This window comes from Pseudomonas sp. NFXW11, assembly GCF_049887815.1.
In the GTDB taxonomy this organism is placed as follows: domain Bacteria; phylum Pseudomonadota; class Gammaproteobacteria; order Pseudomonadales; family Pseudomonadaceae; genus Aquipseudomonas.
Genome location: NZ_JAGEKI010000001.1, coordinates 526,159 through 552,524 on the forward strand (window position 1 = coordinate 526,159; position 26,366 = coordinate 552,524).

Annotated in this window: 20 protein-coding genes; 10 read left to right on the top strand and 10 right to left on the bottom strand. The window is 64.5% G+C overall.

Translation table 11 applies throughout. From position 1 onward, the window contains the following. Positions 1-36 precede the first annotated feature (36 nt). The 5 genes from J4P02_RS02290 to J4P02_RS02310 all read right to left on the bottom strand — a co-directional run bounded on the left by J4P02_RS02290 (position 37) and on the right by J4P02_RS02310 (position 4,842). Entirely contained in the window at positions 37-1,464 is a 1,428-nt protein-coding gene (locus J4P02_RS02290) for a cbb3-type cytochrome c oxidase subunit I (RefSeq protein ID WP_426187353.1), read from the bottom strand. Positions 1,465-1,467: 3 nt separating this feature from the next. After that, the gene (locus J4P02_RS02295) at positions 1,468-1,908 is read right to left on the bottom strand and encodes a c-type cytochrome (protein WP_426187355.1); all 441 of its coding nucleotides are present in this window, start codon (positions 1,906-1,908) and stop codon (positions 1,468-1,470) included. Positions 1,909-2,030: 122 nt separating this feature from the next. Then, positions 2,031-2,825, bottom strand: coding sequence for a CbbQ/NirQ/NorQ/GpvN family protein (locus J4P02_RS02300; RefSeq protein ID WP_426187357.1), 795 nt, complete (start codon positions 2,823-2,825; stop codon positions 2,031-2,033). Between the two features lie 135 nt (positions 2,826-2,960). Continuing rightward, on the bottom strand, positions 2,961-4,292 hold the full coding sequence (locus J4P02_RS02305) for a coproporphyrinogen III oxidase (RefSeq protein WP_426187359.1): 1,332 nt from the start codon (positions 4,290-4,292) through the stop codon (positions 2,961-2,963). Positions 4,293-4,398: 106 nt separating this feature from the next. Next, entirely contained in the window at positions 4,399-4,842 is a 444-nt protein-coding gene (locus J4P02_RS02310) for a CopD family copper resistance protein (protein WP_426187361.1), read from the bottom strand. Between the two features lie 313 nt (positions 4,843-5,155). Between J4P02_RS02310 and mexE the strand changes: the two genes are divergently transcribed. The 7 genes from mexE to J4P02_RS02345 all read left to right on the top strand — a co-directional run bounded on the left by mexE (position 5,156) and on the right by J4P02_RS02345 (position 16,616). After that, positions 5,156-6,403, top strand: a complete 1,248-nt coding sequence (mexE, locus tag J4P02_RS02315) for a multidrug efflux RND transporter periplasmic adaptor subunit MexE (RefSeq protein ID WP_426187363.1) — start codon at positions 5,156-5,158, stop codon at positions 6,401-6,403. A gap of 15 nt (positions 6,404-6,418) precedes the next feature. Continuing rightward, the gene (locus J4P02_RS02320) at positions 6,419-9,598 is read left to right on the top strand and encodes an efflux RND transporter permease subunit (RefSeq protein WP_426187365.1); all 3,180 of its coding nucleotides are present in this window, start codon (positions 6,419-6,421) and stop codon (positions 9,596-9,598) included. Continuing rightward, positions 9,595-11,016: an efflux transporter outer membrane subunit gene (locus J4P02_RS02325; RefSeq protein ID WP_426187367.1), complete on the top strand. Its 1,422-nt coding sequence runs from the start codon at positions 9,595-9,597 to the stop codon at positions 11,014-11,016. Before J4P02_RS02320 ends, J4P02_RS02325 begins: the two co-directional genes overlap by 4 nt. 267 nt (positions 11,017-11,283) lie before the next feature. After that, on the top strand, positions 11,284-12,183 hold the full coding sequence (locus J4P02_RS02330; protein ID WP_426187369.1) for a bestrophin family protein: 900 nt from the start codon (positions 11,284-11,286) through the stop codon (positions 12,181-12,183). Positions 12,184-12,257: 74 nt separating this feature from the next. Next, positions 12,258-13,313: a tetratricopeptide repeat protein gene (locus tag J4P02_RS02335; RefSeq protein ID WP_426187371.1), complete on the top strand. Its 1,056-nt coding sequence runs from the start codon at positions 12,258-12,260 to the stop codon at positions 13,311-13,313. Positions 13,314-13,446: 133 nt separating this feature from the next. Then, complete coding sequence (locus J4P02_RS02340; RefSeq protein WP_426187373.1) at positions 13,447-14,949, top strand: ATPase domain-containing protein; 1,503 nt, start codon at positions 13,447-13,449, stop codon at positions 14,947-14,949. Continuing rightward, positions 14,946-16,616 (top strand): response regulator, encoded by a 1,671-nt coding sequence (locus J4P02_RS02345; RefSeq protein WP_426187375.1) that lies wholly within the window; start codon positions 14,946-14,948, stop codon positions 16,614-16,616. The genes J4P02_RS02340 and J4P02_RS02345 overlap by 4 nt, the downstream gene beginning before the upstream one ends. Before the next feature lie 8 nt (positions 16,617-16,624). Here the strand turns inward: J4P02_RS02345 and J4P02_RS02350 are convergent, their stop codons facing one another. The 5 genes from J4P02_RS02350 to J4P02_RS02370 all read right to left on the bottom strand — a co-directional run bounded on the left by J4P02_RS02350 (position 16,625) and on the right by J4P02_RS02370 (position 23,235). Further along, the gene (locus J4P02_RS02350) at positions 16,625-17,002 is read right to left on the bottom strand and encodes a response regulator (RefSeq protein WP_426187377.1); all 378 of its coding nucleotides are present in this window, start codon (positions 17,000-17,002) and stop codon (positions 16,625-16,627) included. A gap of 119 nt (positions 17,003-17,121) precedes the next feature. After that, complete coding sequence (locus tag J4P02_RS02355; RefSeq protein ID WP_426187379.1) at positions 17,122-18,330, bottom strand: hybrid sensor histidine kinase/response regulator; 1,209 nt, start codon at positions 18,328-18,330, stop codon at positions 17,122-17,124. Next, positions 18,324-18,929, bottom strand: a complete 606-nt coding sequence (locus J4P02_RS02360) for a chemotaxis protein CheB (RefSeq protein WP_426187381.1) — start codon at positions 18,927-18,929, stop codon at positions 18,324-18,326. The genes J4P02_RS02355 and J4P02_RS02360 overlap by 7 nt, the downstream gene beginning before the upstream one ends. After that, entirely contained in the window at positions 18,926-19,741 is an 816-nt protein-coding gene (locus tag J4P02_RS02365; protein ID WP_426187383.1) for a CheR family methyltransferase, read from the bottom strand. The genes J4P02_RS02360 and J4P02_RS02365 overlap by 4 nt, the downstream gene beginning before the upstream one ends. After that, positions 19,741-23,235, bottom strand: a complete 3,495-nt coding sequence (locus J4P02_RS02370; RefSeq protein WP_426187385.1) for a response regulator — start codon at positions 23,233-23,235, stop codon at positions 19,741-19,743. Before J4P02_RS02370 ends, J4P02_RS02365 begins: the two co-directional genes overlap by 1 nt. A gap of 255 nt (positions 23,236-23,490) precedes the next feature. Here J4P02_RS02370 and J4P02_RS02375 point away from each other — a divergent pair, with 255 nt between their 5' ends. From J4P02_RS02375 to J4P02_RS02385, 3 genes are all read left to right on the top strand, one after another. Next, the gene (locus J4P02_RS02375; protein ID WP_426187387.1) at positions 23,491-23,850 is read left to right on the top strand and encodes a response regulator; all 360 of its coding nucleotides are present in this window, start codon (positions 23,491-23,493) and stop codon (positions 23,848-23,850) included. Positions 23,851-23,923: 73 nt separating this feature from the next. Continuing rightward, the gene (locus J4P02_RS02380) at positions 23,924-25,222 is read left to right on the top strand and encodes a glycosyltransferase (protein WP_426187389.1); all 1,299 of its coding nucleotides are present in this window, start codon (positions 23,924-23,926) and stop codon (positions 25,220-25,222) included. Positions 25,223-25,314: 92 nt separating this feature from the next. Continuing rightward, the gene (locus tag J4P02_RS02385; RefSeq protein WP_426187391.1) at positions 25,315-26,220 is read left to right on the top strand and encodes an AraC family transcriptional regulator; all 906 of its coding nucleotides are present in this window, start codon (positions 25,315-25,317) and stop codon (positions 26,218-26,220) included. Positions 26,221-26,366: the final 146 nt, after the last annotated feature.

A 26,366-nucleotide genomic window follows, 5' to 3' on the forward strand; every position in this document is an offset into this window, starting at 1 on the left:
GTGAGCGCCGGGCCGCGTTGTGTCAGCACCACAGGTTCAGGAAGGCACCACCCTGGCCGGTGCGCCCAGGGCCGCGCGGCCACGCTGGCGGAAGCTCGCCAGGTAGCACAGCAGCCCAGCCATAAAGCCCAGGCCACTGACCAGGCGCGCCCAGAACAACCCGCGCAGGTGTTCGACGGTGGACATAAAGGGCAAGGCGCTGCCGTCCTCGGCCCAGCGTTGCAGGAGGATCTGCACCACCCCGGCGGCGGTGAGCAACAGGGTGATCATCACCATCGACAGGGTCATCAGCCAGAAGCCCCAGACCTCGAGGGTCTGCGCCCGCTCATCGGGCGCCTCGCCCAGGCCGCGCAAGCGTGGCATGGCGTAGCTGATCAGGGTCATGACGATCATCGCGTAGGCCCCGTAGAACGACAGGTGGCCATGGGCCGCGGTGAGTTGCGTGCCGTGGGTGTAGTAGTTCACCGGTGCCAGGGTGTGCAGGAAGCCCCAGACCCCGGCGCCGAAGAATGCGGTGACCGTGGTGCCCTTGGCCCACAGCGTGGCCGCGCGGTTGGGGTGCTGGCGCCGGCGGTTGCGCACCATGCTGAAGGCAAACAGCACCATGGCCAGGAACGGCAGCGGCTCCAGCACCGAGAAGATCGAGCCGAGCCACAGCCAGACCTGTGGCGCGCCAATCCAGAAGAAATGGTGGCCGGTGCCGATGATCCCGCTGATCAGCGCCATGGCGACAATCACATACAGCCATTTCTCCACCACCTCACGGTCGACGCCGGTGATCTTGATCAGCACGAAGGCCAGCATCGAGCCCATGATCAGCTCCCACACCCCTTCCACCCAGAGATGCACCACCCACCACCAGTAGAACTTGTCGCGGGCCAGGTTGCCGGGGTTGTAGAAGGAGAACAGGAAGAACACCGCCAGGCCGATCAGGCCAGTCATCATCACCATGCTGACCGTGGTCTTGCGGCCCTTGAGCAGGGTCATGCCGATGTTGTAGAGAAACCCCAGGCACACCAGCACAATGCCCAGCTTGGTGATGGTCGGCTGTTCCAGGAACTCGCGGCCCATGGTGGGCAGCAGCTCGTTGTGGGTCAGCCGGGCCAGGCCCGCATAGGGCACCAGCAGGTAGCCGAGGATGGTCAACACCCCGGCCACGGCGAACACCCAGAACAGCAGGATCGCCAGTTTCGGGCTGTGCAGCTCGCGGTCGGCCTCCTCCGGAACCAGGTAGTAGGCCGCGCCCATGAAGCCGAACAGCAGCCAGACGATCAGCAGGTTGGTGTGCACCATGCGCGCCACGTTGAACGGAATGGTCGGGAACAGGAAGTCGCCGACCACGTATTGCAGGCCCATGATCAGGCCGAACAGCACCTGGCCGAGGAACAGCATCAGGGCAAACACGAAGTAGGGTTTGGCCACGGCCTGCGAGGCGAATTTCAGATGGGGATTGGCACTGCTCATCACTCAGCCCTCCTTGTTGGGCGGCCAGCCATTGGTGTCGATATTCGAGCTCCACTTGAGGAATTCGGCGATGTCGTCGACCTCTTGCTCGCTCAGGTTGAACTGCGGCATGGCCCGGCGCCCGGGCACGCCCAACGGCTGCATCTTCATCCAGGCCTGCATGAAGGGCTTGAAGCCCTCCTCGCCGCCACGGCGCTTGAACACGTTGCCCAGCTCCGGCGCGAAGTAGGCGCCCTCGCCCAGCAGGGTGTGGCAGCCGACGCAGTTGTTCTGCTCCCAGACCGTCTTGCCGCGCACTACCGCCTCGGTCAAAAGTGCCTGGTTGCTGCGTTTGGGAAAGGTCTGTTCGGTGTGATAGGTCAAGGCCAGGAAAATCAGGAAGAAAAACACGCTCCCCCCGAAATAGATGTTCCTGGCCATGCCCTTGGTGAAGGTCTCTGGCATGGTCGCGTCCTCGTTGCTTGGCGTGGCCATGATAGAAAGCGCGGGGCTGGAAACCGCTTGATGGCGATCAAGAAAGACCGATAGTTTTACTCGGGTATTGGCTGGCGGGCGCCACGCCCGCATCAGGGGAAATGCACATCGACCAGGTCCATCAGCGCGGCGACGGTCAGCGGGTCATCGCTCAAGGGTTCGGCCAGACAGGCCAGGCAGGCCTGCCGCGGGTCCATGCCGGCGCCGATCAGGCGCGCGGCGAAGATCAGCAGGCGGGTCGAGGCCACCTCCTCCAGGTCCTGCTGGTCGAGCCGGCGCAGGGCCTGGCCGAGCTTGACCAGCTGGCTGGCCAGGGCGCCATCGACCCCGGCCTCGCGGCGCACGATCAGTTCCTCTTGCGCCGCCTCCGGGTAGCCTAGGCGCAGGGCCACGAAACGCTGCCGAGTGCTGGGCTTCAGGCCCTTGAGCAGGTTCTGGTAACCGGGGTTATAGGACACCACCAGCATGAACGAAGGCGGCGCCTTGAGCACTTCGCCGGTGCGTTCCAGGAACAGTTCGCGGCGATCGTCGGCCAGAGGGTGCAGCACCACCACGGTGTCCTGGCGCGCTTCCAGCACTTCGTCGAGGTAGCAGATACCGCCCTCGCGCACCGCCCGGGTCAGGGGCCCGTCCTGCCACCAGGTGCCCTCGGCCCCTATCAGGTGGCGCCCCACCAGGTCGGCGGCGCTCAAATCGTCGTGGCAGGCGACGGTGTGCAGCGGCAGGCCCAGGCGCTGCGCCATGTGCTGGACCAAGCGTGTCTTGCCGCAGCCGGTGGGGCCCTTGATCAGCACCGGCATGCCGTGGCGCCAGGCCTGTTCGAAGAGCGCGGGCTCATTGCCCTGGGCCTGGTAGTAGGGTTCACAGCGGGGTTGGGAAAGGTCCATGGGATACCTGGGTAGCGACGGGTGGGCATTCACGCTAAGAGCCCCGCCGGCAACCCGGCAAGCAGCGCGGCGGGCAAACTTGATCGCGATCAAGCGCGCCCTGCACTGCTGCGACAAACCCGGCCCCGCCCGGCGTCAGCGGCTATCGTGGTCCCGCCAGTCGAGGGCGCAAGCCGGCGCCGGGGCCTGTTGCTCGAACAACTGGCAGATGACATCCACCTCCAGGCGCCCGGCCGGCAGGATGCTGATGAAATCCTCGCGCAATTCCACCAGCCCGGCGCGACTCATGGCCTCGAGCCCACGCCAGGCGCCCGGGAAAAACTGCTGGAAGATCAGCCCGTGGCGCCGTTCGATGGCCCGTACATCCAGCTCCAGGTCACAGGCCAGGCGCTCCACCACCTGCTGGCGGACCTGCGCCCCCGCAGCGCAGCGCCAGCCGCGCCAGGTAGCCAGCTGGCCCTGTTGCAGCTGCTCCAGGTACTCCTCCAGCACCGGGCTGTTCTGCGCATGCAGCCCATCGAAGCGGCTGACCGCGCCCAGCCCCAGGCCGATCTGGTCGCAGTAGCCATGCCGGGTGAAGCCCTGGTAGTTGCGACTCAGGCTGCCGCGCTCCTGGGCCATGGCCAGGTCGTCATCGGCACGCACGAACAGCCCCAGGCCAATGTGCAGGTAGCCAGCCTGGGGCAGGCGTTCAAAGCACAGGCGGCGCATCAGCGCCTTGTCCCGGGGGCTGCTGGGGGCTTGCCGCGGCCCCTGGGCATAGCGTCGTGGCGGCAGGGCGTAGTCGAACACCTGCAGCCGATCGGGCTCGAGTTCCACCAGGGAGCAGAGCTTCTGGGCAAAGCTATCCGGGGTCTGCCAGGCGTGACCATAACCCAGGTCGACGCTGACCTTGCGGTAACCGAAGGTGCGCGCCGCGTCGAGCAGCGACTGGATAGGCCCCGGGTCCTGATAACAGGCCGACAAACCCTGGCAGCCGCTGTCGGACACGCCGATGCTCACATGATTGAAACCCAGGTCACGCAGGCGCCCCATGCTCGCCCAGTCGGCGCCTGGCAGGTCGATATCGACGCTGTAGTCGCCGCTGTCGTGAGCGAGGAAGTTGAAGCGTTTGCGCAACAGGCTCATCAAGCGTTGCAGGTGATCGGGGTCGAGATGGCCGCCGGCCAAGTGGAACTGCTCCACCCGCGGCACATTGCCCAGGTGGCAGGTCACCAGGCGGATCTCTCGGTACAGGGCAGCGAGGTACGCCTCGAGCGGCTGGCCGGCGGTCGCCAGCAGGGCGGGCAGTTGCAGGTTCAGCGCCAGGGGCCGGGGCTGCTGCCGGCTGGCGCGCAATGCCCGCAGCACATCCAGGGAACCGACTCCGGCATGGAACCGACTTTCCTCGACATGACAATCGCCATCGAGCCCCCCTGGATCAGGCTGTAAGCCCCGCCCGCTGCGAGAGTGAATGACATCGAACATGGCAGAAGCTCCGATACGGGCCGCAAAGAAACCAGTGTCGACCGGCATCCGCCCAGGGGCCTTGACCTGCATCAAACCCGACCGGGGTGGCGCTCAGCGGCAGTGGCTACCAACTGACATAGAACATGGCCTTGGCCAACAGCACGATGACCACCAGGTGGATGAATACGCTGCTGTGGATGAAGCTGACCCAGCGGGCGGTCATGCGCTGGGTGCGAAACAGCAGCATGGCGCCGAGAAAATGCACCAGCACGCTGGCGGCCAGCAGCACCTTCAACATCAGCAAGGTGCCGAACGCTGACTGCAACGGCGCCGCCAGCAACGGCCAGTAACGCAGCTTGAGCATGCCAATGCCGGCACCGAACAGCACCAGCAAGACCCAGGGCATCAATTGCCGGGCGCGACGGCCGATGGCCTGCTCGAGCAACAGCATGACCCTGGCCGGCAACTGCCGGCGGAAACTTTCCAGAAACAGCACCTCGAAGAACACCGTGCCGATAAAGATCAGCGCGGCGAACAGGTGCAGGGTCAGCAGCACGGGATAGATCATCATCCCCTCATCAATGGCCGGTATGGATTCCAGCCTAGCGCTGCGGCGGCCCGGCCTGCTTGATGCCAATCAAGTAAACCCTCGCTGCCGGCACCGGGCGGGACGACTCTGGTTCCTGGGCACTATTGCGTGTGGCGCAACAAGTATTTGCGCGCCAGGGAATTGATAGCCCCCTAACAAAAGGCGCAGGCTAGAGGGCTTGCTCGCGGCTTATATCATTCCGAATGATAGTTACCTTCGCTTCATTCGATTCGTGAGATACCAGCCTGCCGAGCATCATCCGCCCATCTCAAATTACCTTGGCGGATGAACCATGGACCAGTCAGTCAAACTCTTGCGTTACCCCTTAGCCGCCCTTGCCGTGCTGGTCATGAGCGCCTGCGGCAAAGCCCCGGACACCGCCTCCGCGCCCCCCGCCGCCAAAGTCAGCGTGGCCAAGGTGCTGGAGCAGCCAGTCAACGAGTGGGACGAGTTCACCGGCCGCCTGGAAGCCCCGGAAACCGTGGAAGTACGGCCACGGGTTTCCGGCCAGATCGACCAGGTGGCCTTCACCGAAGGCGCCCTGGTGAAGAAAGGCGACCTGCTGTTCCAGATCGACCCGCGCCCGTTCCAGGCTGAAGTCCGTCGCCTCGAAGCCCAACTGCAACAGGCTCGCGCCACCGCCACCCGCAGCGCCAATGAAGCCCAGCGCGGCCAGCGCCTGCTGACCAGCAACGCGATCTCCGCCGAGCTGGCGGACACCCGCACCAGCGCCGCCCAGGAAGCCCGCGCCGGGGTCGACGCGATCCAGGCCCAGTTGGACCTGGCCAAGCTCAACCTGAGCTTCACCCGGGTGGTGGCGCCCATCAGCGGCCGGGTCAGCCGCGCGCAGATCACCGCCGGCAACTTGGTGACCGCCGATGTCACCGCGCTCACCAGCCTGGTGTCCACCGACAAGGTCTACGCCTACTTCGACGCCGACGAGCGAGTGTTCCTCAAGTACAGCCAACTGGCCCGCCAGGGTCAGCGCGGCCAGAGCACCCCGGTGTACCTGGGCCTGTCCAATGAAGACGGCCACCCGCACCTGGGGCAGATGAACTTCGTCGACAACCAGGTCAACCCCAAGACCGGCACCATCCGCGGCCGCGCGGTGTTCGACAACCGCGACGGCAGCTACACCCCGGGCCTCTATGCGCGCCTGAAACTGGTGGGCAGCGGCACCTATTCGGCGATGCTGATCAATGACGAAGCCGTGGGCACCGACCTGGGCAAGAAGTTCGTGCTGGTGATGGACGCCGACAACAAGCCGGCCTACCGCGCCGTGGAGCTGGGGCCGAAGATCGAAGGCCTGCGCATCGTCCGCAATGGCCTGAGCAAGGACGACACCATCATCGTCAAGGGCTTGCAGCGGGCCCGTCCGGGCGCACCGGTGGCGCCTGAAGTGATCCCCATGGCCAGCAAGGAAACCCTCGCCGCCCTGGCCCAACAACGCCAAGCGCTGGAAGCCAGCAACCTGCCGCAGGTCAGCCCTGCCAAGGTGGCTCCCGGTGTGAAACTCGCCGCTGCGACACCGCGCGGTTAAGGGACGACTCTCAAGATGAATTTTTCCCAGTTCTTCATATCCAGGCCGATCTTCGCCGCGGTGCTGTCGCTGCTGATCCTGATCGCCGGCGCCATCTCGCTGTTCCAGCTGCCCATCAGCGAATACCCGGAAGTGGTGCCGCCCACCGTGGTGGTGCGCGCCAACTTCCCCGGGGCCAACCCGAAAGTCATCGGCGAGACCGTGGCCGCGCCCCTGGAACAGGCGATCACCGGGGTCGAGAACATGCTCTACATGTCCTCGCAATCCACCGCTGACGGCAAGATCACCCTGACCATCACCTTCGCCCTGGGCACCGACCTGGACAACGCCCAGGTGCAGGTGCAGAACCGCGTGACCCGCACCCAGCCCAAGCTGCCGGAAGAAGTGACGCGCATCGGTATCACCGTGGACAAGGCCTCCCCCGACCTGACCATGGTGGTGCACCTGACCTCGCCGGACAAACGCTACGACATGCTCTACCTGTCCAACTACGCCCTGCTCAATATCAAGGATGAGCTGGCGCGCCTGGGCGGCGTGGGCGATGTGCAGCTGTTCGGCATGGGCGACTACTCGCTGCGTGTATGGCTGGACCCGAACAAGACCGCTTCGCGCAACCTCACCGCCACCGACGTGGTCACCGCCATTCGCGAGCAGAACCGCCAGGTGGCCGCCGGTGCCCTGGGCGCGCCGCCCGCCCCCAACGCCACCAGCTTCCAGCTGTCGGTGAACACCCAGGGTCGCCTGGTGACCGAGGAAGAGTTCGAGAACATCATCATTCGCTCGGGCGAAGACGGTGAGATCACCCGCCTGAAAGACATCGCTCGGGTCGAGCTGGGGTCGAGCCAGTACGCCCTGCGTTCCCTGCTCAACAACCAGCCGGCGGTGGCCATCCCGATCTTCCAGCGTCCGGGCTCCAACGCCATCGAGATCTCCAATGAAGTGCGGGCCAAGATGGCCGAACTGAAGCAGAGCTTCCCCCAGGGCATGGACTTCAGCATCGTCTACGACCCGACCATCTTCGTCCGTGGCTCCATCGAAGCGGTGGTGCACACCCTGTTCGAAGCCCTGGTGCTGGTGGTGCTGGTGGTGATCCTGTTCCTGCAGACCTGGCGTGCCTCGATCATCCCGCTGGTGGCGGTACCGGTGTCGCTGATCGGCACCTTCGCGGTGATGCACCTGTTCGGCTTCTCGCTCAACGCCCTGTCGCTGTTCGGCCTGGTGCTGGCCATCGGTATCGTGGTGGACGACGCCATCGTGGTGGTGGAGAACGTCGAACGTAATATCGGCCTGGGCCTGAATCCGGTGGAGGCCACCAAGCGCGCCATGCGTGAAGTGACCGGACCGATCATCGCCACCGCCCTGGTGCTGTGCGCGGTGTTTGTGCCGGCGGCCTTTATCAGCGGCCTGACCGGGCAGTTCTACAAGCAGTTCGCCCTGACCATCGCCATTTCCACCGTGATCTCGGCCTTCAACTCCCTGACCCTGTCGCCAGCCCTGGCCGCGGTACTGCTCAAGGAACACCATGCGCCCAAGGACCGTTTCTCCAAGGTGCTCGACAAGCTGCTGGGGGGCTGGCTGTTCAAGCCGTTCAACCGCTTCTTCGATCGTGCAAGCCATGGTTACGTCGGCACCGTGCGTCGGGTCATCCGCGGCAGCGGCATCGCCCTGTTCCTCTATGCCGGCCTGATGGTGCTGACCTGGTTCGGTTTCGCCCACACCCCCACCGGCTTCGTACCGGCCCAGGACAAGCAGTACCTGGTGGCCTTCGCCCAACTGCCGGACGCCGCCAGCCTGGACCGCACCGAAGACGTGATCAAGCGCATGTCCGACATCGCCCTCAAGCAACCGGGGGTGGAAAGCGCGGTGGCCTTCCCTGGCCTGTCGATCAACGGCTTCACCAACAGCCCGAACAACGGCATCGTCTTCGTTACCTTGAAGCCCTTCGACGAGCGCAAGGACCCGAGCATGTCCGCCGGCGCCATCGCCGGTGCCCTGAACGGGAAGTACGCGGATATCCAGGACGCCTACATGGCGATCTTCCCACCGCCGCCGGTACAGGGCCTGGGCACCATTGGCGGCTTCCGCCTGCAAGTCGAGGACCGCAGCGGCCTGGGTTACGAGGAGCTGTATAAAGAGGTGCAAAACGTCATTGCCAAGAGCCGCAGCGTGCCGGAACTGGCCGGGCTGTTCACCAGCTACCAGGTCAATGTGCCCCAGGTGGACGCGGCCATCGACCGGGAAAAGGCCAAGACCCACGGCGTGGCGATCTCCGACATCTTCGACACCCTGCAGATCTACCTGGGCTCGCTGTATGCCAACGATTTCAACCGCTTTGGCCGCACCTACCAGGTCAACGTCCAGGCCGAGCAGCAGTTCCGTCTCGAAGCCGAGCAGATCGGCCAGCTCAAGGTGCGCAACAACAAGGGCGAGATGATCCCCCTGGCGACCTTTATCAAGGTCAGCGACACCTCGGGCCCCGACCGCGTGATGCACTACAACGGCTTCGTCACCGCCGAGATCAACGGCGCAGCGGCCCCGGGCTACAGCTCCGGGCAGGCAGAAGCGGCGATCGAGAAACTGCTCAAGGAAGAATTGCCCAACGGCATGACCTATGAATGGACCGAGCTGACCTACCAGCAGATCCTCGCCGGCAACACTGCACTGTTCGTCTTCCCGCTCTGCGTACTGCTGGCGTTCCTGGTGCTGGCGGCGCAATACGAGAGCTGGAGCCTGCCCCTGGCGGTGATCCTGATTGTGCCCATGACCCTGCTGTCGGCGATTACCGGGGTGATCATCTCCGGTGGCGACAACAACATCTTCACCCAGATCGGCCTGATCGTACTGGTGGGCCTGGCGTGCAAGAACGCGATCCTGATCGTCGAGTTCGCCAAGGACAAGCAAGAGGAAGGCCTCGACCCGCTGGCAGCAGTACTGGAAGCCTGCCGCCTGCGCCTGCGGCCGATCCTGATGACCTCCTTCGCCTTCATCATGGGCGTGGTGCCCCTGGTGATCTCCAGCGGTGCCGGTGCGGAAATGCGCCATGCCATGGGTGTGGCGGTGTTCGCCGGGATGCTCGGGGTGACCTTCTTCGGCCTGCTGCTGACGCCGGTGTTCTATGTCCTGATCCGCAATTACGTGGAGCGCAGCGAGGCCCGCAAGGCCGCCCGCACTCTGCAACTGGAGGCGCAACAATGAGTTCCAAAGTACTCCTGCCGAGCCTTCTGGTGCTGGCCCTCGGCGCCTGCGCCGTGGGCCCGGACTACCAGGCCCCAGCCACCGAGGCGGCGCAGATCAAGGCCGCCAGCGAAGGCGGCACGAGCCAGAAGAACTTCGACCGCGCACGCTTCGAAGGCATCTGGTGGCAGCAGTTCGATGACCCGACCCTGAACCAGCTGGTGAGCCAGTCGCTGCAGGGCAACCGTGACCTGCGGGTGGCCTTCGCCCGCCTGCGGGCCGCCCGGGCCATTCGCGATGACGCCAGCAATGACGCCATGCCCACCATCACCAGCCGCGCCAGCAGCGACCAGGCCAAGGGCCAGATCCCTGGCCAGACCACCCGCCGGGTCAAGAGCGAGCGCTACGACCTGGGCCTGGACATGGCCTGGGAGCTGGACCTGTTCGGCCGCATCCAGCGCAACCTGGAAGCCACCGAGGCCGATCAGCAGGCCGCCGAAGCCGACCTCTACCAGCTGCAGGTGAGCCTGATCGCCGAACTGGTGGACGCCTACGGTCAACTGCGCGGCGCGCAGCTGCGGGAAAAGATCGCCCTGGCCAACCTCGATAACCAGCAGGCCTCGCGCAAGATCACCGAAAGCCTGCGCGAGGCCGGTGTCGGCGACGAGCTCGACGTGGTCCGCGCCGACGCCCGCCTGGCGTCGGTGGAAGCCAGCGTGCCGCAACTGCAGGCCGAGCAGAACCGCCAGCGCAACCGCATCGCCACCCTGCTGGGCCAGCGTCCGGAACAGCTGAGCATCGACCTGGCGCCGGCGCAGTTGCCGGCCATCGCCAAGGCTTTGGCCATTGGCGATCCCGGTGCGCTGCTGCAACGGCGCCCGGACATTCTCAGTGCCGAACGCAAGCTGGCGGCGGCCACGGCACGAATCGGCGTGGCCAAGGCCGACCTGTTTCCCAAGGTCAGCCTCAGCGGTTTCCTCGGCTTCACTGCCGGGCGCGGTTCGCAGATCGGCTCCTCGGCGGCCAATGCCTGGGCCCTGGGCCCGAGCATCACCTGGGCGGCCTTCGACCTGGGCAGCGTACGCGCCCGGCTGCGGGCGGCCGACGCCAATGCCGACGGCGCCCTGGCCAGCTACGAGCAGCAGGTGCTGCTGGCCCTGGAGGAATCGGAGAATGCCTTCAGCGACTACGGCAAGCGCCAGCAGCGCCTGCTGTCGCTGATCCGCCAGAGCGAGTCGAGCCGCAAGGCCGCGGACCTGGCCGAGATCCGCTACCGCGAAGGCACCGTGGATTTCCTGGTGCTGCTGGACGCCCAGCGTGAACGCCTGGCCGCCGAGGATGCCCAGGCCCAGGCCGAAGTCGACCAGTACCGCGGCATAGTGGCCATCTACAAGGCCCTGGGTGGCGGCTGGCAGCCGGAGACGCTGGCCAGCCAGTAAGCATTTGCAACGAGCTCCTTTGGTTGGCCGCAACCAACCAATTTTTTGCCCCGTGGATCATTCGGTCGCGGGGCTTTTTTTGTCTTCCTTCCGGGCCTCTTCGCCGGCAAGCCGGCTCCTACGAAAGCGAAGGCGTCCTCAACAACGCTACACGGCTCACGGCCGGCGATAGAGCCCATCGATCATGCAGTCGGCCATAGCGATTGGACAGCCCGCCAGCGCGCTCCTAATCTTCACTCGCCGCGTAATCGCCCTGGCCTTCGCCCCATGATCGTCCGCCCCAAGCCCAACCTGATCAGCATCCTGTTCGCCCTCAAGGGCTCGATCGCTAAGCGCATTGCCTTGCGCTGCGCCCTGATCACCCTGCTGGCCTCGGTCATAGTGCTGGTGGAAACCCTGCAGCCCAGCTTCTTCTCCAAGGTCAATGCCACGCCCTTCACCCTGCTGGGGCTGTCGCTGTCGATCTTCATGAGCTTTCGCAACAACGCCTGCTACGACCGCTGGTGGGAGGGCCGCAAGCAGCTGGGGCAGTTGATCATCGAAGTGCGCTCGCTGATCCGCGAAAGCCTGGTGATCGACGGCCACCCTGAGCGCGAGGGGATGCTGCGTGACCTGTGCGGCTTCGCCCACAGCCTGATCGCCCGCCTGCGCCAGGAAGACGAAGCCGCCGCCCTGCACCCCTGGGCCCAGGCGCCCCTCGACCCGCAGCACCCGAACCTCACCGACGCCCAACTGCAACGCATTGGCCAGCGCTGTTCGCAGTGGGCCCAGCAGGGGCTGATCAGCGAATGGCGCTACACCCAGCTGGAAACCCGGCTGGTGAGCCTGAGCCTGGTGCAGGCCGCCTGCGAACGTATCCAGAACACCCCGCTGCCCTTCCCCTACACCTTGCTGCTGCACCGCACCATCTACTTGTTCTGCATCCTTCTGCCGTTCGCCATGGCCGAGCCCCTGGGCTGGCTGACACCGATTTTCACCGCCATCGTCAGCTACACCTTTCTCGGCCTCGACGAGATTGGCGACGACCTCGAAGACCCCTTCGGCTACGACGACAACGACCTGCCGTGCAGCGCTCTATTACGTGGGCTGGAACGGGAAGTGCTGGCGGCCCTGGGGCATCGGCCGCTGCCGCCGCCCCTGCAGCCGCAGGAATACGTGCTGAGCTGATCCCGGGTTTGACTCAGGCCGGTTCCTGACCGAAGCTTGCGCCTTCGAAAAGTCGCCCGTTTGCGGATTCCTGCATGACCCAGCCCCGTCGCTACCTGCTGATCAGCCTGCTCACCGTCATTCTCCTGGCCCTGGCCTGGAGTTTTCTGCGCAGCTCGCCGCCGGTGGTGCCCGAGGCCATCCGCCACGGTTACACCCAGGCCCTGGAGAAAGCCCGCAATGGCCAGCCGGGCGCCGCCCGGGTGCTCTACCAACAACTGGCCCGGCCCGATCTGGACGAGCAGCAGCGCATCAAGCTGCTGGCGGTACTGCCCAACTACCCCAGCCCCCAGGCCCTGAAACTGGCGGACGCCGACCTGCACCACCCGGCCGCCGAGGTGCGCAAGGCGGCGATCAAGACCGTGCTCGGCCTGGTGCCCAGCGGCCAGCGCAGCCTGTTGCTGGGCCCCCTGCTCGAGGACCCCGAGCAAAGCGTGCGCTTTGCCGCGGTGGATGCCCTGCTGGGCCTGTCGCCGGACGATCAGGGGCTGTACTTCGGGCCTTTGCAGCAGGTGATCGATGAATACACCCAGGTGCTCAAGACCCGCGGCGACAATGTCGAAGCGCAGTACCAGCTGGCGCGCCTGTACCTGCACAACGCCGACCTGGTGAAGGCCCAGCAGACCCTGGAACAGGCGCTGCGCCTGGCCCCCGACAATCTGCAGGCGGTGGTGCTGCAGATCGAGGTGCTGGACAAGCAAGGCCAGAGCGAAGCCGCGCGTCAACTGCTGGCCAAGCAACTGCAGGCGCAACAGGATTCGGCCTACCTGCAACACGCCCTGGGGCTCTGGCTGCTGCACCACGACCAGGGTGAATTCGCCTTGCTGGGCCTGTCCCGGGCGGTGGAACTGGAGCCCAATAACGCCGCCTATCGCTACGATCTGGCCACCACCCTGCACAGCCAGCAGGAGCTGGCAGCCGCGCAGAAGCAGTTGGAGGAAATCGTCCAGCGCCAGCCCTACAACCGCAAGGCCCGGGTGTTGCTGATCGGCTACTGGAAAGAAAGCGGCCAGTTGCAGAACGTCCAGGTACTGCTGGCCCAGCTGGAACAGCAGAACCCCGACGACCCGGCCCTGCAACAGGGCCTGTGAGCCCCCCAGCCCTCGCGCGCCCATGACAAAAGGTTGAACCGCCGCCGCCAGCAGCGGTCAAGTGACTTATCGGCGATAACCAGGCGCTTGGCGCCATCGCTAATCACTTGGACCCATTGTGCGAGGGCAATAATTGTCGAACTCAACTGCGTTGCTCAGCGAAAAGGCCGAAACCGGCGTTGACGGGCTGGACGACATTCTTGGCGGCGGGCTGTCACGCAACCACGTATTCCTGCTGGAGGGCGAACCCGGCACCGGCAAAACCACCGTGGCCCTGCACTTTCTCCGCGCCGGCGCCATGGCCGGCGAACGCGGGCTGTATATCACCCTCTCGGAAACCGAGCATGAGCTGCGCCAGGGTGCCCGCTCCCACGGTTGGGAGCTCGACGACAGCATCCAGGTCTTCGAGCTGACGCCTCCGGAAAGCCTGCTCAATGAAGAACACCAGCAAAGCCTGCTGTATTCCTCGGACCTGGAACTGGGCGAGGCCACGCGGCAGATCTTCAACGTGGTGGAGCAGCTCAAACCGACCCGGGTGGTGCTCGACAGCCTCTCGGAAATCCGCCTGCTGGCCCAGAGTTCGCTGCGCTACCGGCGGCAGATCCTGGCGATCAAGCACTACTTCGTGCGCTATGCCGCCACCGTGCTGCTGCTCGACGACCTGACCACCGAGGCCCTGGACAAGACCGTGCACAGCGTGGCTCACGGGGTGGTGCGCCTGGAGGCGTTGACCCCCAACTACGGCGCCGAACGCCGGCGCATCCGGGTGGTCAAGTACCGCGGCCAGAAATACCGCGGCGGCTTCCACGACTTCAGCATCATGGGCGACGGCGTGCAGGTATTCCCGCGCCTGGTGGCGGCCGAGCACCGCCATCGCCACGAGCGCCAGACCCTGACCAGCGGCATCCGTGAAATGGACGCCTTGCTCGGCGGCGGCATCGCCAGTGGCTCCAGCACCCTGATCCTGGGCCCTGCCGGCACCGGCAAATCGCTGATCGCCCTGCTGTTCGCCGCCGCCGCCGTGGCCCGGGGCGAAAAGGCCGCGCTGTTCATCTTCGACGAAGAACTGGGGCTGCTGTTCCAGCGCATGCTGGCCATGGGCATTGACCTTGCAGCCTTGCAGGCCAGCGGCAACCTGGTAATCGAACAGGTGGACGCCGCCGAACTGTCACCGGGCGAGCTGTCCCATCGCGTGCGTCGTTGTGTCGATCAGGCACAGATCAAGACGGTGGTGATCGACAGCATCAATGGCTACCAGGCCGCCATGCCCGAGGAGAACGCCCTGGTGCTGCACATGCACGAGCTGCTGCTGTACCTCAACCGCCAGGGCGCGGCGACCTTCATGACCGTGGCCCAGCACGGCCTGGTGGGCGACATGCAGGCTCCCGTGGACATCACCTACCTGGCCGACACGGTGATCCTGCTGCGCTATTTCGAAGCCCTGGGCAAGGTGCGCCGGGCCATCTCGGTCATCAAGAAACGCACCGGCAGCCACGAGTCGACGATCCGCGAATACCGCATCAGCGCCCGCGGCCTGACCATCGGCGAACCCCTGGAAGCCTTTCAGGGCGTGCTGCGCGGCGTGCCCAACTACCTTGGCGAAAGCAAGCCGCTGCTCCTGGACGAGGGCCCATGACCCCCACCACGGAGTTTTCCGAACGGGCGCTGGTACTGGCGCCCCATGGACGCGACAGCCAACTGGCCACCCGGATGCTCGAAGAAGCCGGTTTCAACAGCCAGGTCAGCCCCCATCTGGCGGCGCTCTGCGAGACCCTGGAACAGGGCGCCGGGCTGCTGATCATTGCGGTCGAAGCCCTGCACGGCATCGACCCGGAACCCCTGCTGCGCCATCTGGAGCGGCAACCGGCCTGGTCCGATCTGCCGATCATCCTGCTCACCCTGCATGGCGCCAAACAGCCCCACCCAAGCGCTCGACTGAGCACCCCCCTGGGCAATGTGAGTTTTCTGGAGCGGCCGTTTCACCCCACCACCCTGATCAGCCTGGTCAGCACCGCCCTGCGCGGCCGGCGCCGACAGTACGAAGCCCGGGACCGCCTGATCGACCTGAGCCAGAGCGAGCTGCGCCTGCAACGCACGCTGGAGACCCTCGAGCAGCAGGTGGAGGAACGCACCGCGCAATTGCGGCATAACGAAGAAGCCCTGCGCCAATCGCAGAAGATGGAAGCCGTGGGCCAGCTCACCGGCGGCATCGCCCATGACTTCAACAATATGCTCACCGGCATTATCGGTAGCCTGGAGTTGCTGCGGCGGCGCGTGGCCCGGGGGCGCACCGAAGACCTGGACAGCTTGATCGACCTCGGGGTGACGTCGGCCAACCGCGCCGCCGGCCTGACCCACCGCCTACTGGCCTTCTCTCGGCGCCAGTCGCTGGACCCCAAGCCGGTGCGCATGAATGACCTGGTGAGCGCCATGGGCGAGCTGCTGCAACGCAGCCTCAGCGAGAGCATCCAGTTGCAGATGCGCCTGAGCCAGAAGCTGTGGGTGGCAGAAGCCGACCCCAACCAACTGGAAAGCGCCCTGCTCAACCTGGTGTTGAATGCCCGCGATGCCATGCCCAATGGCGGCCGGTTGCTGGTGGAGACGCTCAACCAGCCACTGGACCGGGACTTCTGCGCCGCCCATGACAACCTCGAACCCGGTGACTACGTGGTGCTGCGGGTCAGCGACAACGGCTGCGGCATGTCCGAGGCCATCATCCACCGGGTGTTCGACCCCTTCTTCACCACCAAACCCATCGGCCAAGGCACGGGCCTCGGCCTGTCGATGATCTATGGCTTCAGCAAGCAATCACGGGGCCATGTGACCCTCAACAGCAGCCCGGGCCGGGGCACCGAAGCCAGCCTCTACCTGCCGCGTTTTCGTGGCGACCTGGTGCCGGACGCGCCGCCTCTGGAGCAGCGCTCGGCCAGCGCGAAAAAGGGCGAAACGGTATTGATCGTCGAGGATGATCCGGCGGTGCGGGTGCTGGTCGGCGCGGTCCTCGAGGAGCTCGGCTACAGCTTTCTGGAGGCCACCGACGCTCGCAGCGCCATGCCGCTTCTCGATTCAGGGCAGCGGATTGACTTGCTGATCAGCGATGTCGGCCTGCCGGGCATGAACGGCCGGCAATTGGCGGAGATCGGCCGGCAGATCCGCCCGGGGCTGAAAGTCCTGTTCATCACCGGCTACGCCGAGCATGCAGCCGCCCGGGGCGGCTTTCTCGAGCCGGGCATGCAACTGATCACCAAACCGTTCACCTTCGACCTGCTCACCGCCAAGGTGCAAGAGATGATTGGCGACTGAGGGGTGGCTCAGGCCAGCAGTTGCTGGATCTGTTGATGCAGGCTGTCGAGGTCGAAGGGCTTGGCCAGGATCGGCGCCTTGCGGGTGATGGGGCTGCCGCATTCGAGGATCTCGTTGGGGTAGCCGCTGATGAAAATCACCTTGAGGTCCGGGCGCAGTTTCACCGCCGGCTCGGCAATCATCACCCCGGTGATACCGCCCGGCAGCCGGTAGTCGGTGACCATCAGGTCCAGGTGCGGCTTGCTGGCGAGGATCTCGAAGGCTTGCTCGCCATTCTCGGCCTGCAACACCCGGTAGCCCAGGCCCGACAGGTAGTCGGCCAACAGCATCAGGATCACCGGTTCATCTTCGACGATCAGTACCACGTCTTGTGCATCTTCACTCATGGAAAACCTTTGCTCGGTCAATTGCTGCGTGGGGCTGTGGAGCCTGGACGACGAACGCTGGGCTCGACAGCCACTCTACGACCATTGGGTCACGCAGAGGTTGCGTGTACATGACGCTTTTACTCATTTCGCGGCGCGGCGGCCGGGTCCAGGGGCAGGCATACGCGAAACAGCGCGCCTTCGCCGAGGCGGCTTTCGACCTCGATCGAGCCGCCGTGGGCGCTGACGATCTGCTCGGAAATAAACAGCCCCAGGCCCAGGCCTGCCACCGCATGGTTGGCGCTGACCCGCTCGAACTGCTGGAAAATCCGCTGCTGGTTGTCTTCGCTGATGCCGATTCCGTGATCGCGCACCTCGACCCGGGCCTGGCCATCCTGCGCCAGCACCCGCACTTCGATCGGGCTCTTGGCGCCGTAACGCAGGGCGTTGGTCAATAGATTGGAGACCACCTGCTCGATGCGGAATTCATCCCAGTAGCCCTCCAGCGGCTGCTCGGCCTGCAATGTCAGCGAGGACTGCGCGGCCTGTACCTGGGGCGCGAAGTTCTCCACCAGGCCCCGCACCAACTGCACCAGGTCGAAGCGTGATGGGCGAATCGACAGCTTGCCGGTGCGAATCCGCGAGATGTCCAGCATGTCCTCGATCAGGCGGATCAGGCTGTTGATCTGGCGTTCGTCGCGATCGACCATGGCGTGCATCTTGTCCAGGCTGAAGGCCGCGGCGTTGTCCCGCGCCAGGTGCAGCTTGCGCAGTTGAGTCTCGAGGATCAGGCCATTGAGCGGGGTGCGCACTTCGTGGGCGACGATCGACATGAAGTCGTCACGCATGCGCACCGCCTGCTGCAACTCGCTCTGCGCCAGCTGCAATTGCTCGAGCAGCGCTTCCTGCTCGCGCCGGCTCTGCTCCAGGGCTTCGACCTGCTGCTTCATGGCCTTGCTCTGGCGATACAGGTCGACGAACACATTGACCTTGCTCTTCACCGCGTGGGTGTCCAGGGGCTTGTGCAGGAAATCCACCGCGCCGCTCTCGTAGCCCTTGAAGGCGTAGTTGCGCTCACGCCCGGCGGCGCTGACAAAGACGATGGGGATGTTCTTGGTCTTTTCCGTGCCGCGCATCAGCTCCGCCAGCTCGAAACCGTTCATGCCCGGCATCTGCACATCGAGGATGGCCATGGCGAACTCGTGCTGCAGCAACAGCGACAGGGCCTGGTCGGCCGACAGCGCCTGGTACACCAGCAGGTCCGGGCGCTTGATCAGCGCGGCCAGGGCCAGCAGGTTCTCCGGCAGATCGTCGACGATCAGCAGCTTGGCTTGAATATGTCTCAGCATGGGGTGGGTTCCAGCTCGGCAAGCAGACGGCTGATGCCGCGCAAGGGAAGGATGTAATCCGGTTGCTGCAAGGCCAGCGCCGCCTCGGGCATGATCGCCACCTGGGCGTCGCGCGGGTCCTGGACTATGGTCAGCCCGCCCTGGCGCTTGACCTCGGCCAGGCCCCGGGCGCCGTCCTGGTTGGCCCCGGTCAGCAGCACCGCGGCCAGGTGTTCGCCATAGGCATCGGCGGCCGACTCGAACAGAAAGTCGATGGCCGGACGGGAATGATGCAAGCGCTCTTCCTGGCTCAGGGACAGGCTGCGGTCTTTTTCCACCGACAGGTGATAGCCGGGGGCGGCGAAGTACAGCGTGCCGGGGACGATCAATTCCTTGTCGTCGGCCTCCTTGACCCGCAGCGCCAGGCGCCGGGCGAACACCTCGGCCAACTGGCTGCGGCGCTCGTCGGGCATGTGCAGCACCACGATCAGCGGCAGGCGAAAATCCCGGCGCAGCTCGCTGAACAGGTTCAACAGCGCCTCCACGCCACCGGCGGAGGCCCCGATCACTATCGCCTCGATCCGCGGCCAGGGGTGCTGGCCGGCTATTTCCTGGCTCATGTCTTGCGGTAGATCCGTTCTTGTTTGACCAGTGGCTCGAAGTGCTTGCCGTAGCTGGAGAACTCCAGGGTTTCCTTGCTGCCCAGCACCAGGAAACCGCGGTGGCAGAGCGACTCATGGAACAGCCCAAAGGCTCGATCCTGCAATTTTTTATTGAAGTAAATCAATACGTTACGACAGGAAATCAACTGAGTTTCAGAGAATACGCTATCGGTCGCCAGGCTGTGGTCGGCGAAGGTCACGTTCTCCCGCAGGCTCTTGTCGAAGATCGCGTAGTCGTAGGCCGCGGTGTAGTAGTCGGCGAACGAGCGCTGGCCACCGGCCTGCTGGTAGTTGTGGGTGTAGGCGCGCACGTTCTCCAGGGAGAAGATGCCCTGCTTGGCCTTTTCCAGGGAGCTGGGGTTGATGTCGGTGGCATAGATGATGGTGCGTTCCAGCAGCCCTTCCTCGCGCAGCAGGATGGCCATGGAATACACCTCCTCGCCAGTGCTGCAGCCGGCGATCCAGATTTTGATCGACGGATAGGTCTTGAGCAGCGGCACCACCTCCTGGCGGATCGCCAGGAAGTGCGAAGGGTCGCGAAACATCTCGCTCACCGGAATGGTCAGGAATTGCAGCAACTGCATAAAGGCGGCGGGGTCGTGCAGCACCCGTTCCTGCAGCGCGGAAATGGTCTTGCATTCGAACTGGCGCAAGGCATGGCTGACCCGGCGCTTGATCGAAGCGCCGGAGTAGTCGCGAAAGTCATAGCTGTATTTCAGATAGATCGCTTCGATCAGCAAACGCAGTTCGATCTCGGTATTTCGCTCCACTAAATTCTTTCCATCTTGGGTAGCCAGACACGGATAAGGGAAAACAGCCGGTCGAGATCGATGGGCTTGGCCAGGTAATCGTTGGAGCCGGCTTGCAGGCAGCGCTCCTGATCGTCCTTCATGGCCTTGGCGGTGACCGCGATGATCGGCAGCTTGCGCCAGCGCGGGTCCTTGCGGATCTGCACCGTGGCTTCGAAACCGTCCATCTCGGGCATCATCACGTCCATCAGCACCAGGTCGATATCCTCCACTTCGTTGAGCTTGGCAATCGCCTCCAGGCCGTTACGGCCGATCACCACCACCGCGCCCTTGTGTTCCAGGGCGCTGGTCAGGGCGAAGATATTGCGCACGTCGTCGTCCACCAGGAGGATCTTGCGCCCCTCGAACACCTTGTCGCGGCTGCGGGCGGTCTTGAGCATCTTCTGCCGTTCATGGGACAACTGGGATTCGACTTTGTGCAGAAACAGCGTCACTTCATCCAGCAGGCGCTCCGGCGAGCGCGCGCCCTTGATGATGATCGAGCGTGAATACTTGCGCAGCTCGGCCTCTTCGTCCCGGGTCAGGTTGCGCCCGGTGTAGACGATCACTGGCGGAAAGGAGCAGATGTCTTCGCTGGACATGCGCTTGAGCAGGTCGTTGCCGAGCATGTCCGGCAGCTTGAGGTCGATGATCATGCAGTCGTAGACATTGTTGCGCAGCAGTTCCAGGGCATCCTGGGCCAGGCCCACGGCAGTGATCTCGATATCGTCGTCGCCGATCAGCCGGGCGATGCTGTCGCGCTGCAGGTCGTCGTCCTCCACCAGCAGCACGCGCTTGACCTTCTGCGTCAGCTTGGCTTCGAGTCGGGCGAACACTTCCTTGAGTTCCTCGCGGCTGGTGGGCTTAACCGCATAGCCCACGGCGCCCATGTGCATGGCCGCTTCCACCCGGTCCTCGACCGAGATCACGTGCACCGGTATGTGCCGGGTCTGGGCATGCTCCTTGAGCTGCTGCAGCACGGTCAGGCCGGAATGGTCGGGCAGGCGCATGTCCAGCAGGATGGCATCCGGGATGAACTGGGTGGCCAGCTTGTAGCCCTCGTCGGCGCCATGGGCCACCAGGCACTGATAACCCAGCTCGTGGGCCAGGTCGTAGAGGATGCGGGCGAAGTTCACCTCGTCTTCCACCACCAGGATGCAGCGCCCGCTGAACGGGGCCTTGTCGCGGTCATCGGCAAAACTCGGCGTTGGCGGCGCCTTCGGCACCTCGGCCAGTGGCTGCGGCGCGCTGGGCTGCGGCAACCTGGCAATCGGCACTGGCGGCACCGGCGCCTGCAGCGGCAGCGCGCCTTCGCTGTAGTGCTCGGGCAGCACCAGGGTGAACACACTGCCGCGCCCCGGCTCACTGGCCACGCTGATGGAGCCGCCCATCAGGGTGGCCAGGTCACGGGAAATCGACAGCCCCAGGCCGGTTCCGCCATAGCGCCGGTTGGTGGTGCCGTCGGCCTGGCGGAAGGCTTCGAAGATGCTTTCATGCTGGTCGGCGGCAATCCCGATGCCCGAATCCTGCACGGCGAAGGCGATGCCCGCCCCGGCCTGGGCCGAGACGCTCAGGCCGACCTGGCCGCGTTCGGTGAACTTGATCGCGTTGGACAGCAGGTTCTTGAGAATCTGCTCGACCCGCTGGCGGTCGGTGAACAGGCTCTGCGGCACGCCGGGTTGCAGCTCCACCTTGAAGTCCAGGCCCTTGTCCGCGGTCAGCGGCTCGAACAGGCTGCTCAGGCCCTCCACCAGGCGCGGCACGCTGGCATTTTCCGGGCGCACTTCAAGCTTGCCCGCCTCGACCTTGGAAATGTCCAGGATGTCGTTGATCAGGTTCAGCAGGTCATTGCCGGCGGAGTAGATCGATTCGGCGAACTTGACCTGTTCCTCGGTGAGGTTTTCCTCGGCGTTTTCCGCCAGCAGCTTGGCCAGGATCAGCGAGCTGTTGAGCGGCGTGCGCAGCTCGTGGGACATGTTGGCGAGGAATTCGGATTTGTAGCGGCTGGAGCGCTGCAACTCGTCGGCACGCTGTTCCAGCTCGACCTGGGCGTCGTTGAGCTGATTGTTCTTGCGGTCCATGGCGTCGCGCTGCTCGGCCAGCACCTGGGCCTGCTCGGCCAACTGCTCGTTGGTCTGCTCCAGCTCCACTTGCTGGGTTTCCAGGTGCGCCTGGGACTCCTTGAGAATCCGCGATTGCTCCTCCAGTTCCTCGTTGGCGGTCTTCAGCTCTTCCTGCTGCACTTGCAGCTCTTCGTTGAGCTGCTGGGTCTCGGCCAGCACTTCCTGCAAGCGCTGGCGATAACGCGCGGCCTCGATGGAGGTGCCGATATTGCCGGCAATCAGTTCCAGGAACTCGACATCGCGCTCGTCCAGGGCCCGCAGGAAACCCAGTTCGATCACCCCGTTGATCCGATCATCGTCGCGGGTCGGCACCACCAGCACACTGCGCGGCGCGCCCTCCCCCAGGCCAGAGCTGACCTTGAAATAGTCCACTGGCACATCGTCGAGGCGAATCAGGCGCTTCTGTTGCGCGGCCTGGCCCACCAGGCCTTCATCGCTGTACAGCGACTGTTCCTGCTGCTCCTGCTCGCGGGAGAAGCCATAGGCAGCCACGCGCCGCAGGCCGCCGTGCTCTTCACGCACGTACAGCGCCGCCACCGGCGTACCCAGGTATTGAGAACAGAACTGCAGGATATTGCGCCCCAAAAGGTTCAGGCTCAGTTGGCCGAGCATCTGCTCGGCCAGCTCGGTCTGGCCACTGCGCAGCCAGGCCTGGCGTTCCAGGCGCCGGGCGCTCTGGGCCTGGGCCTCGAGGTTGTCCTTGTAGCTGCGCGACAGCGACAGCAGGTCACGGCGGCCGACGTAGGCCAGCAGGCCGCTGACGGCCACCACGAACAGCAGGTAGAGGGCCACGCTATAGATGGTGGTGCGGCTGACATTGGAGTTGCGCTCCACCCGCAGTTGCTGCTCCATCTCCACCGCGTCGCCGTATTCCTTGCGGATCTCGTCGGTCAGGCGCTTGCCACGGCCGGCCTGCACTGCAGCGCGGTAGTCGCCGCCCTGGCGGCGCAGCTCGATCATGCCCTGGGCATGTTTGTTCCACTCCGCTTGCAGGGCTTCCAGGCGCTTGATCCGGTCCACCTGCTGCGGATTGTCCACCGCCAGTTCGCGCAGGCTGGCCAGCTCGCTGAGGATGCGCGGCTTGGCCACTTCATAGGGGTCGAGGAAATGCTCTTCGCCGGTGATCAGGAAGCCGCGCATGCCGGTTTCCAGGTCGATGGTCAGGCGCGCCGCTTCATTGAAGTTGTTGATCACCCGATCGGTGTGCTGCACCCACTGGATCACCGACAGCAGATAGGTGATCAGTGATACGAAGAACACCGCGCTGAGCACCCCCATGCCCAGGGGCAGGCTGATGTTGCGGGTCAACAGTTTGCGAAAACTCTGTTCATCAACCGAGGCGGGACGGGTCATTGGCTGGTCCTTAGCGTTGGTGAAATTGGCGAAGTTTGCCCCACATTCGGTTGTCACAGCGATATTTTTATAACCGACAAACCTGTTGCGGACGATTTACCCTGCCCTGGGACAATGGATAGGGGTATTCTTGCCGGCACTTGTACAACTGCATTTTTTTGTACAGCTTCGGGAACTTGTGAGCAGTCGGCACTTACTGATGTACAAGGCCGCCTGTCGCGCCACCCCGCCGAATTTCTTCTTGAGAGTGTCCTTATGCCCGCCAGCGCTTCCACCATCCTAGTCGTAGAAGACGATGCCATCGTGCGTATGTTGATTGTCGATGTGCTCCAGGAGCTGGAATTCTGTGTCCTGGAGGCCGATGGCAGTGACGCCGCACTGCAGCTGCTAGAGGACGGGCAACAACCCATCGACCTGTTGATGACCGATGTCGGCCTGCCCGGCATGAATGGCCAGGAGCTGGCTCAACGCGCCCGCCAGCACCGCCCGCAATTGCCGGTGCTGTTCGCCAGCGGCTATGCCGACGCCATGGAAGTGCCCAGCGGCATGGCGGTGATCGGCAAGCCGTTCTCCATCGACCAGTTGCGCGACAAGGTGCGCAGCATCCTCGGCTGAAGCGCTCGGCGGCAGCCACGCTGTGGTTTAATGGCGGCCTTTTTTTGCCCTTGCCCGCCAGGAATGCCCGCTCATGAGTCCCACCGCCGCAACCAAAGTCCTGATCATTGGTTACGTCTGGCCCGAACCCCGCTCTTCCGCCGCCGGCGGGCACATGATGCAGATCCTCCAGAGCTTTCTCGAACAGGGCTGGGAGCTGACCTTCAGCAGCCCGGCCAATGAGGGCGAGCACAAGGCGGACCTGGCAGCGTTGGGCATCCGCGAATGCCCCATCGAACTCAACAACAGCAGCTTCGACCGCTTTGTCGCCGAGCTGGCGCCGGACATCGTGCTGTTCGACCAGTTCATGATCGAGGAGCAATTTGGCTGGCGGGTCGAGCAGCACTGCCCGAATGCCCTGCGGGTACTGGAGACCTCGGACCTGCAATGCCTGCGCCACGCACGGCACCAGCGGCTCAAGACCCACCTTAAGCAGGCGAGTGACGAAGACGACTTCAGCCCGCTGTTCGCTCCGGCCCTGGCAGAGGAATTCCAGCACATGGCCGAGACCGACCTGGCCAAGCGCGAGATCGCCGCCATCTACCGCTGCGACTTGAGCCTGATGATCTCCGAGGTGGAAATCCAGTTGCTGGTGCAGCAGTTCCACCTGCCGCCGGCGCTGCTGCACTGGTGCCCGCTGATGCTCGAGCAGTTGCCCGAGACCTTTGCGGCCTTCGAGCAGCGCGCGCACTTTCTCAGCATCGGCAACTTCCGCCATGCGCCGAACTGGGACGCCGTGCTGTGGATGAAGAGCCAGGTCTGGCCGCTGATCCGCCAGCAACTGCCGGGCGCGCAGTTGCACCTGTATGGCGCCTACACCCCGCCCAAGGCCGCGGCGCTGCACAACCCGGCCCAGGGTTTTCACATCATGAACTGGGCCGAGGATGCCCTGCAGGTGATGAGCGCGGCGCGCATCTGCCTGGCGCCGCTGCGCTTCGGCGCCGGGATCAAGGGCAAGCTGCTGGACGCCATGCTTTGCGGTACCCCCAGCGTCACCACCCCGGTGGGCAGCGAATCCATGAGCGAGGCCGGCCTGCCCTGGCCGGGGCGGGTGGCCGAATCGGCAACAGAGCTGGCGACGGCCGCGGTGCGCCTGTATCAGGTCCAGGAGCAGTGGCAGCAGGCCCAGGCCGCCGGCGCGCAATTGCTCAAGGCCCGCTACCGGCAGCAGGTGCATGGCCCGGCGCTGATCCAGCGCCTGCAAGACTGCCGCCGCCAGCTGGAGCAGCTGCGCCGGGACAATTTCACCGGCAGCATGCTGCGCCACCATCACCACAAGAGCACCCAATACATGGCGCAATGGATCGAAGCGAAGAACCGCCTGGCCCCGTAAACCCAAGGCGTTCGCGGCGCCAGCGGTGCTTGTTGCGGGAACCGCTGAGCAGGCATTATCAGCCGGGCCAACAACAAGAACAGTCCCGCGCCATGAGTCGATCCGGCAAGATCAGCGACCCTTCCTATGAATTGATGGACGACCACAATGGCCTGTCCATCATCTATCGCCAGCACGGCTTCCCCAGCCCCCTGGTGCGCTGGCACTTCCACAAGGAGTACGAGCTGCACCTGATAGTCGCCAGCGCCGGCAAGGTGTTCATTGGCGACTACATCGGCAACTTCCACCCGCACACGCTGTTTCTTACCGGCCCCAACCTGCCCCACAACTGGATCAGCCAGGTGGCCGAGGACGAGGTGGTGAACAAGCGCGACATGCTGGTGAACTTCACCGACGAGCTGTTCGAACAGGGCGGCCAGGTGTTCACCGAGCTGAAGAACCTCACGCCCTTGCTGGAACGGGCCCAGTACGGCATCGAGTTCCGCTGCCCGCAGACCATCGCCCAGGCCCTGCCGCTGATGCAGCGCATCGCCGACGCCAGCGGCATCACCCGCCTCGGCCACTTCCTGATCCTGATGGAACTGCTGGCGGCCTGTGACGACTATCAATTGCTGTCCGGCGCCACCCGGGTGCAAATGACCGATGAGCACAGCGTCGATCGCACCAACCGCGCGGTGGACTACATCTTTGCCCACTACGCCCGGGAGCTGCCGCTGGAGGAAGTGGCCGACTACCTGGGCATGAAGCCCAACTACTTCTCCCGAGTGTTCAAGCAGGCCACCGGGCGCTGTTTCATCGAGTTCGTCAATCGCTTGCGCATCAGCAAGTCCTGCGAGCTGCTGGCCGACGGCGACAAACCGGTGACCGAGGTGTGCTTCGAGTCGGGCTTCAACAATATTTCCAACTTCAACCGGCGCTTCCAGCAACTCAAGGGCATGACCCCTTCCCATTACCGGCGCCTGGCGGTACAGCGCCTGACTGAACAGAACCGCGGCTGAGGCCGGGGCCTTTTCGCCGGCAAGCCGGCGCCTAAGCCAAAGCGGTTCACCCGGCTTGAAATTCCAGCCTCTTGCATCAGGCCGCTTCGTCTTTAACCCAGGGCGCGCGTCAGCAAATAAATCTCGTTCAGCTTCCGTTCAGCAGA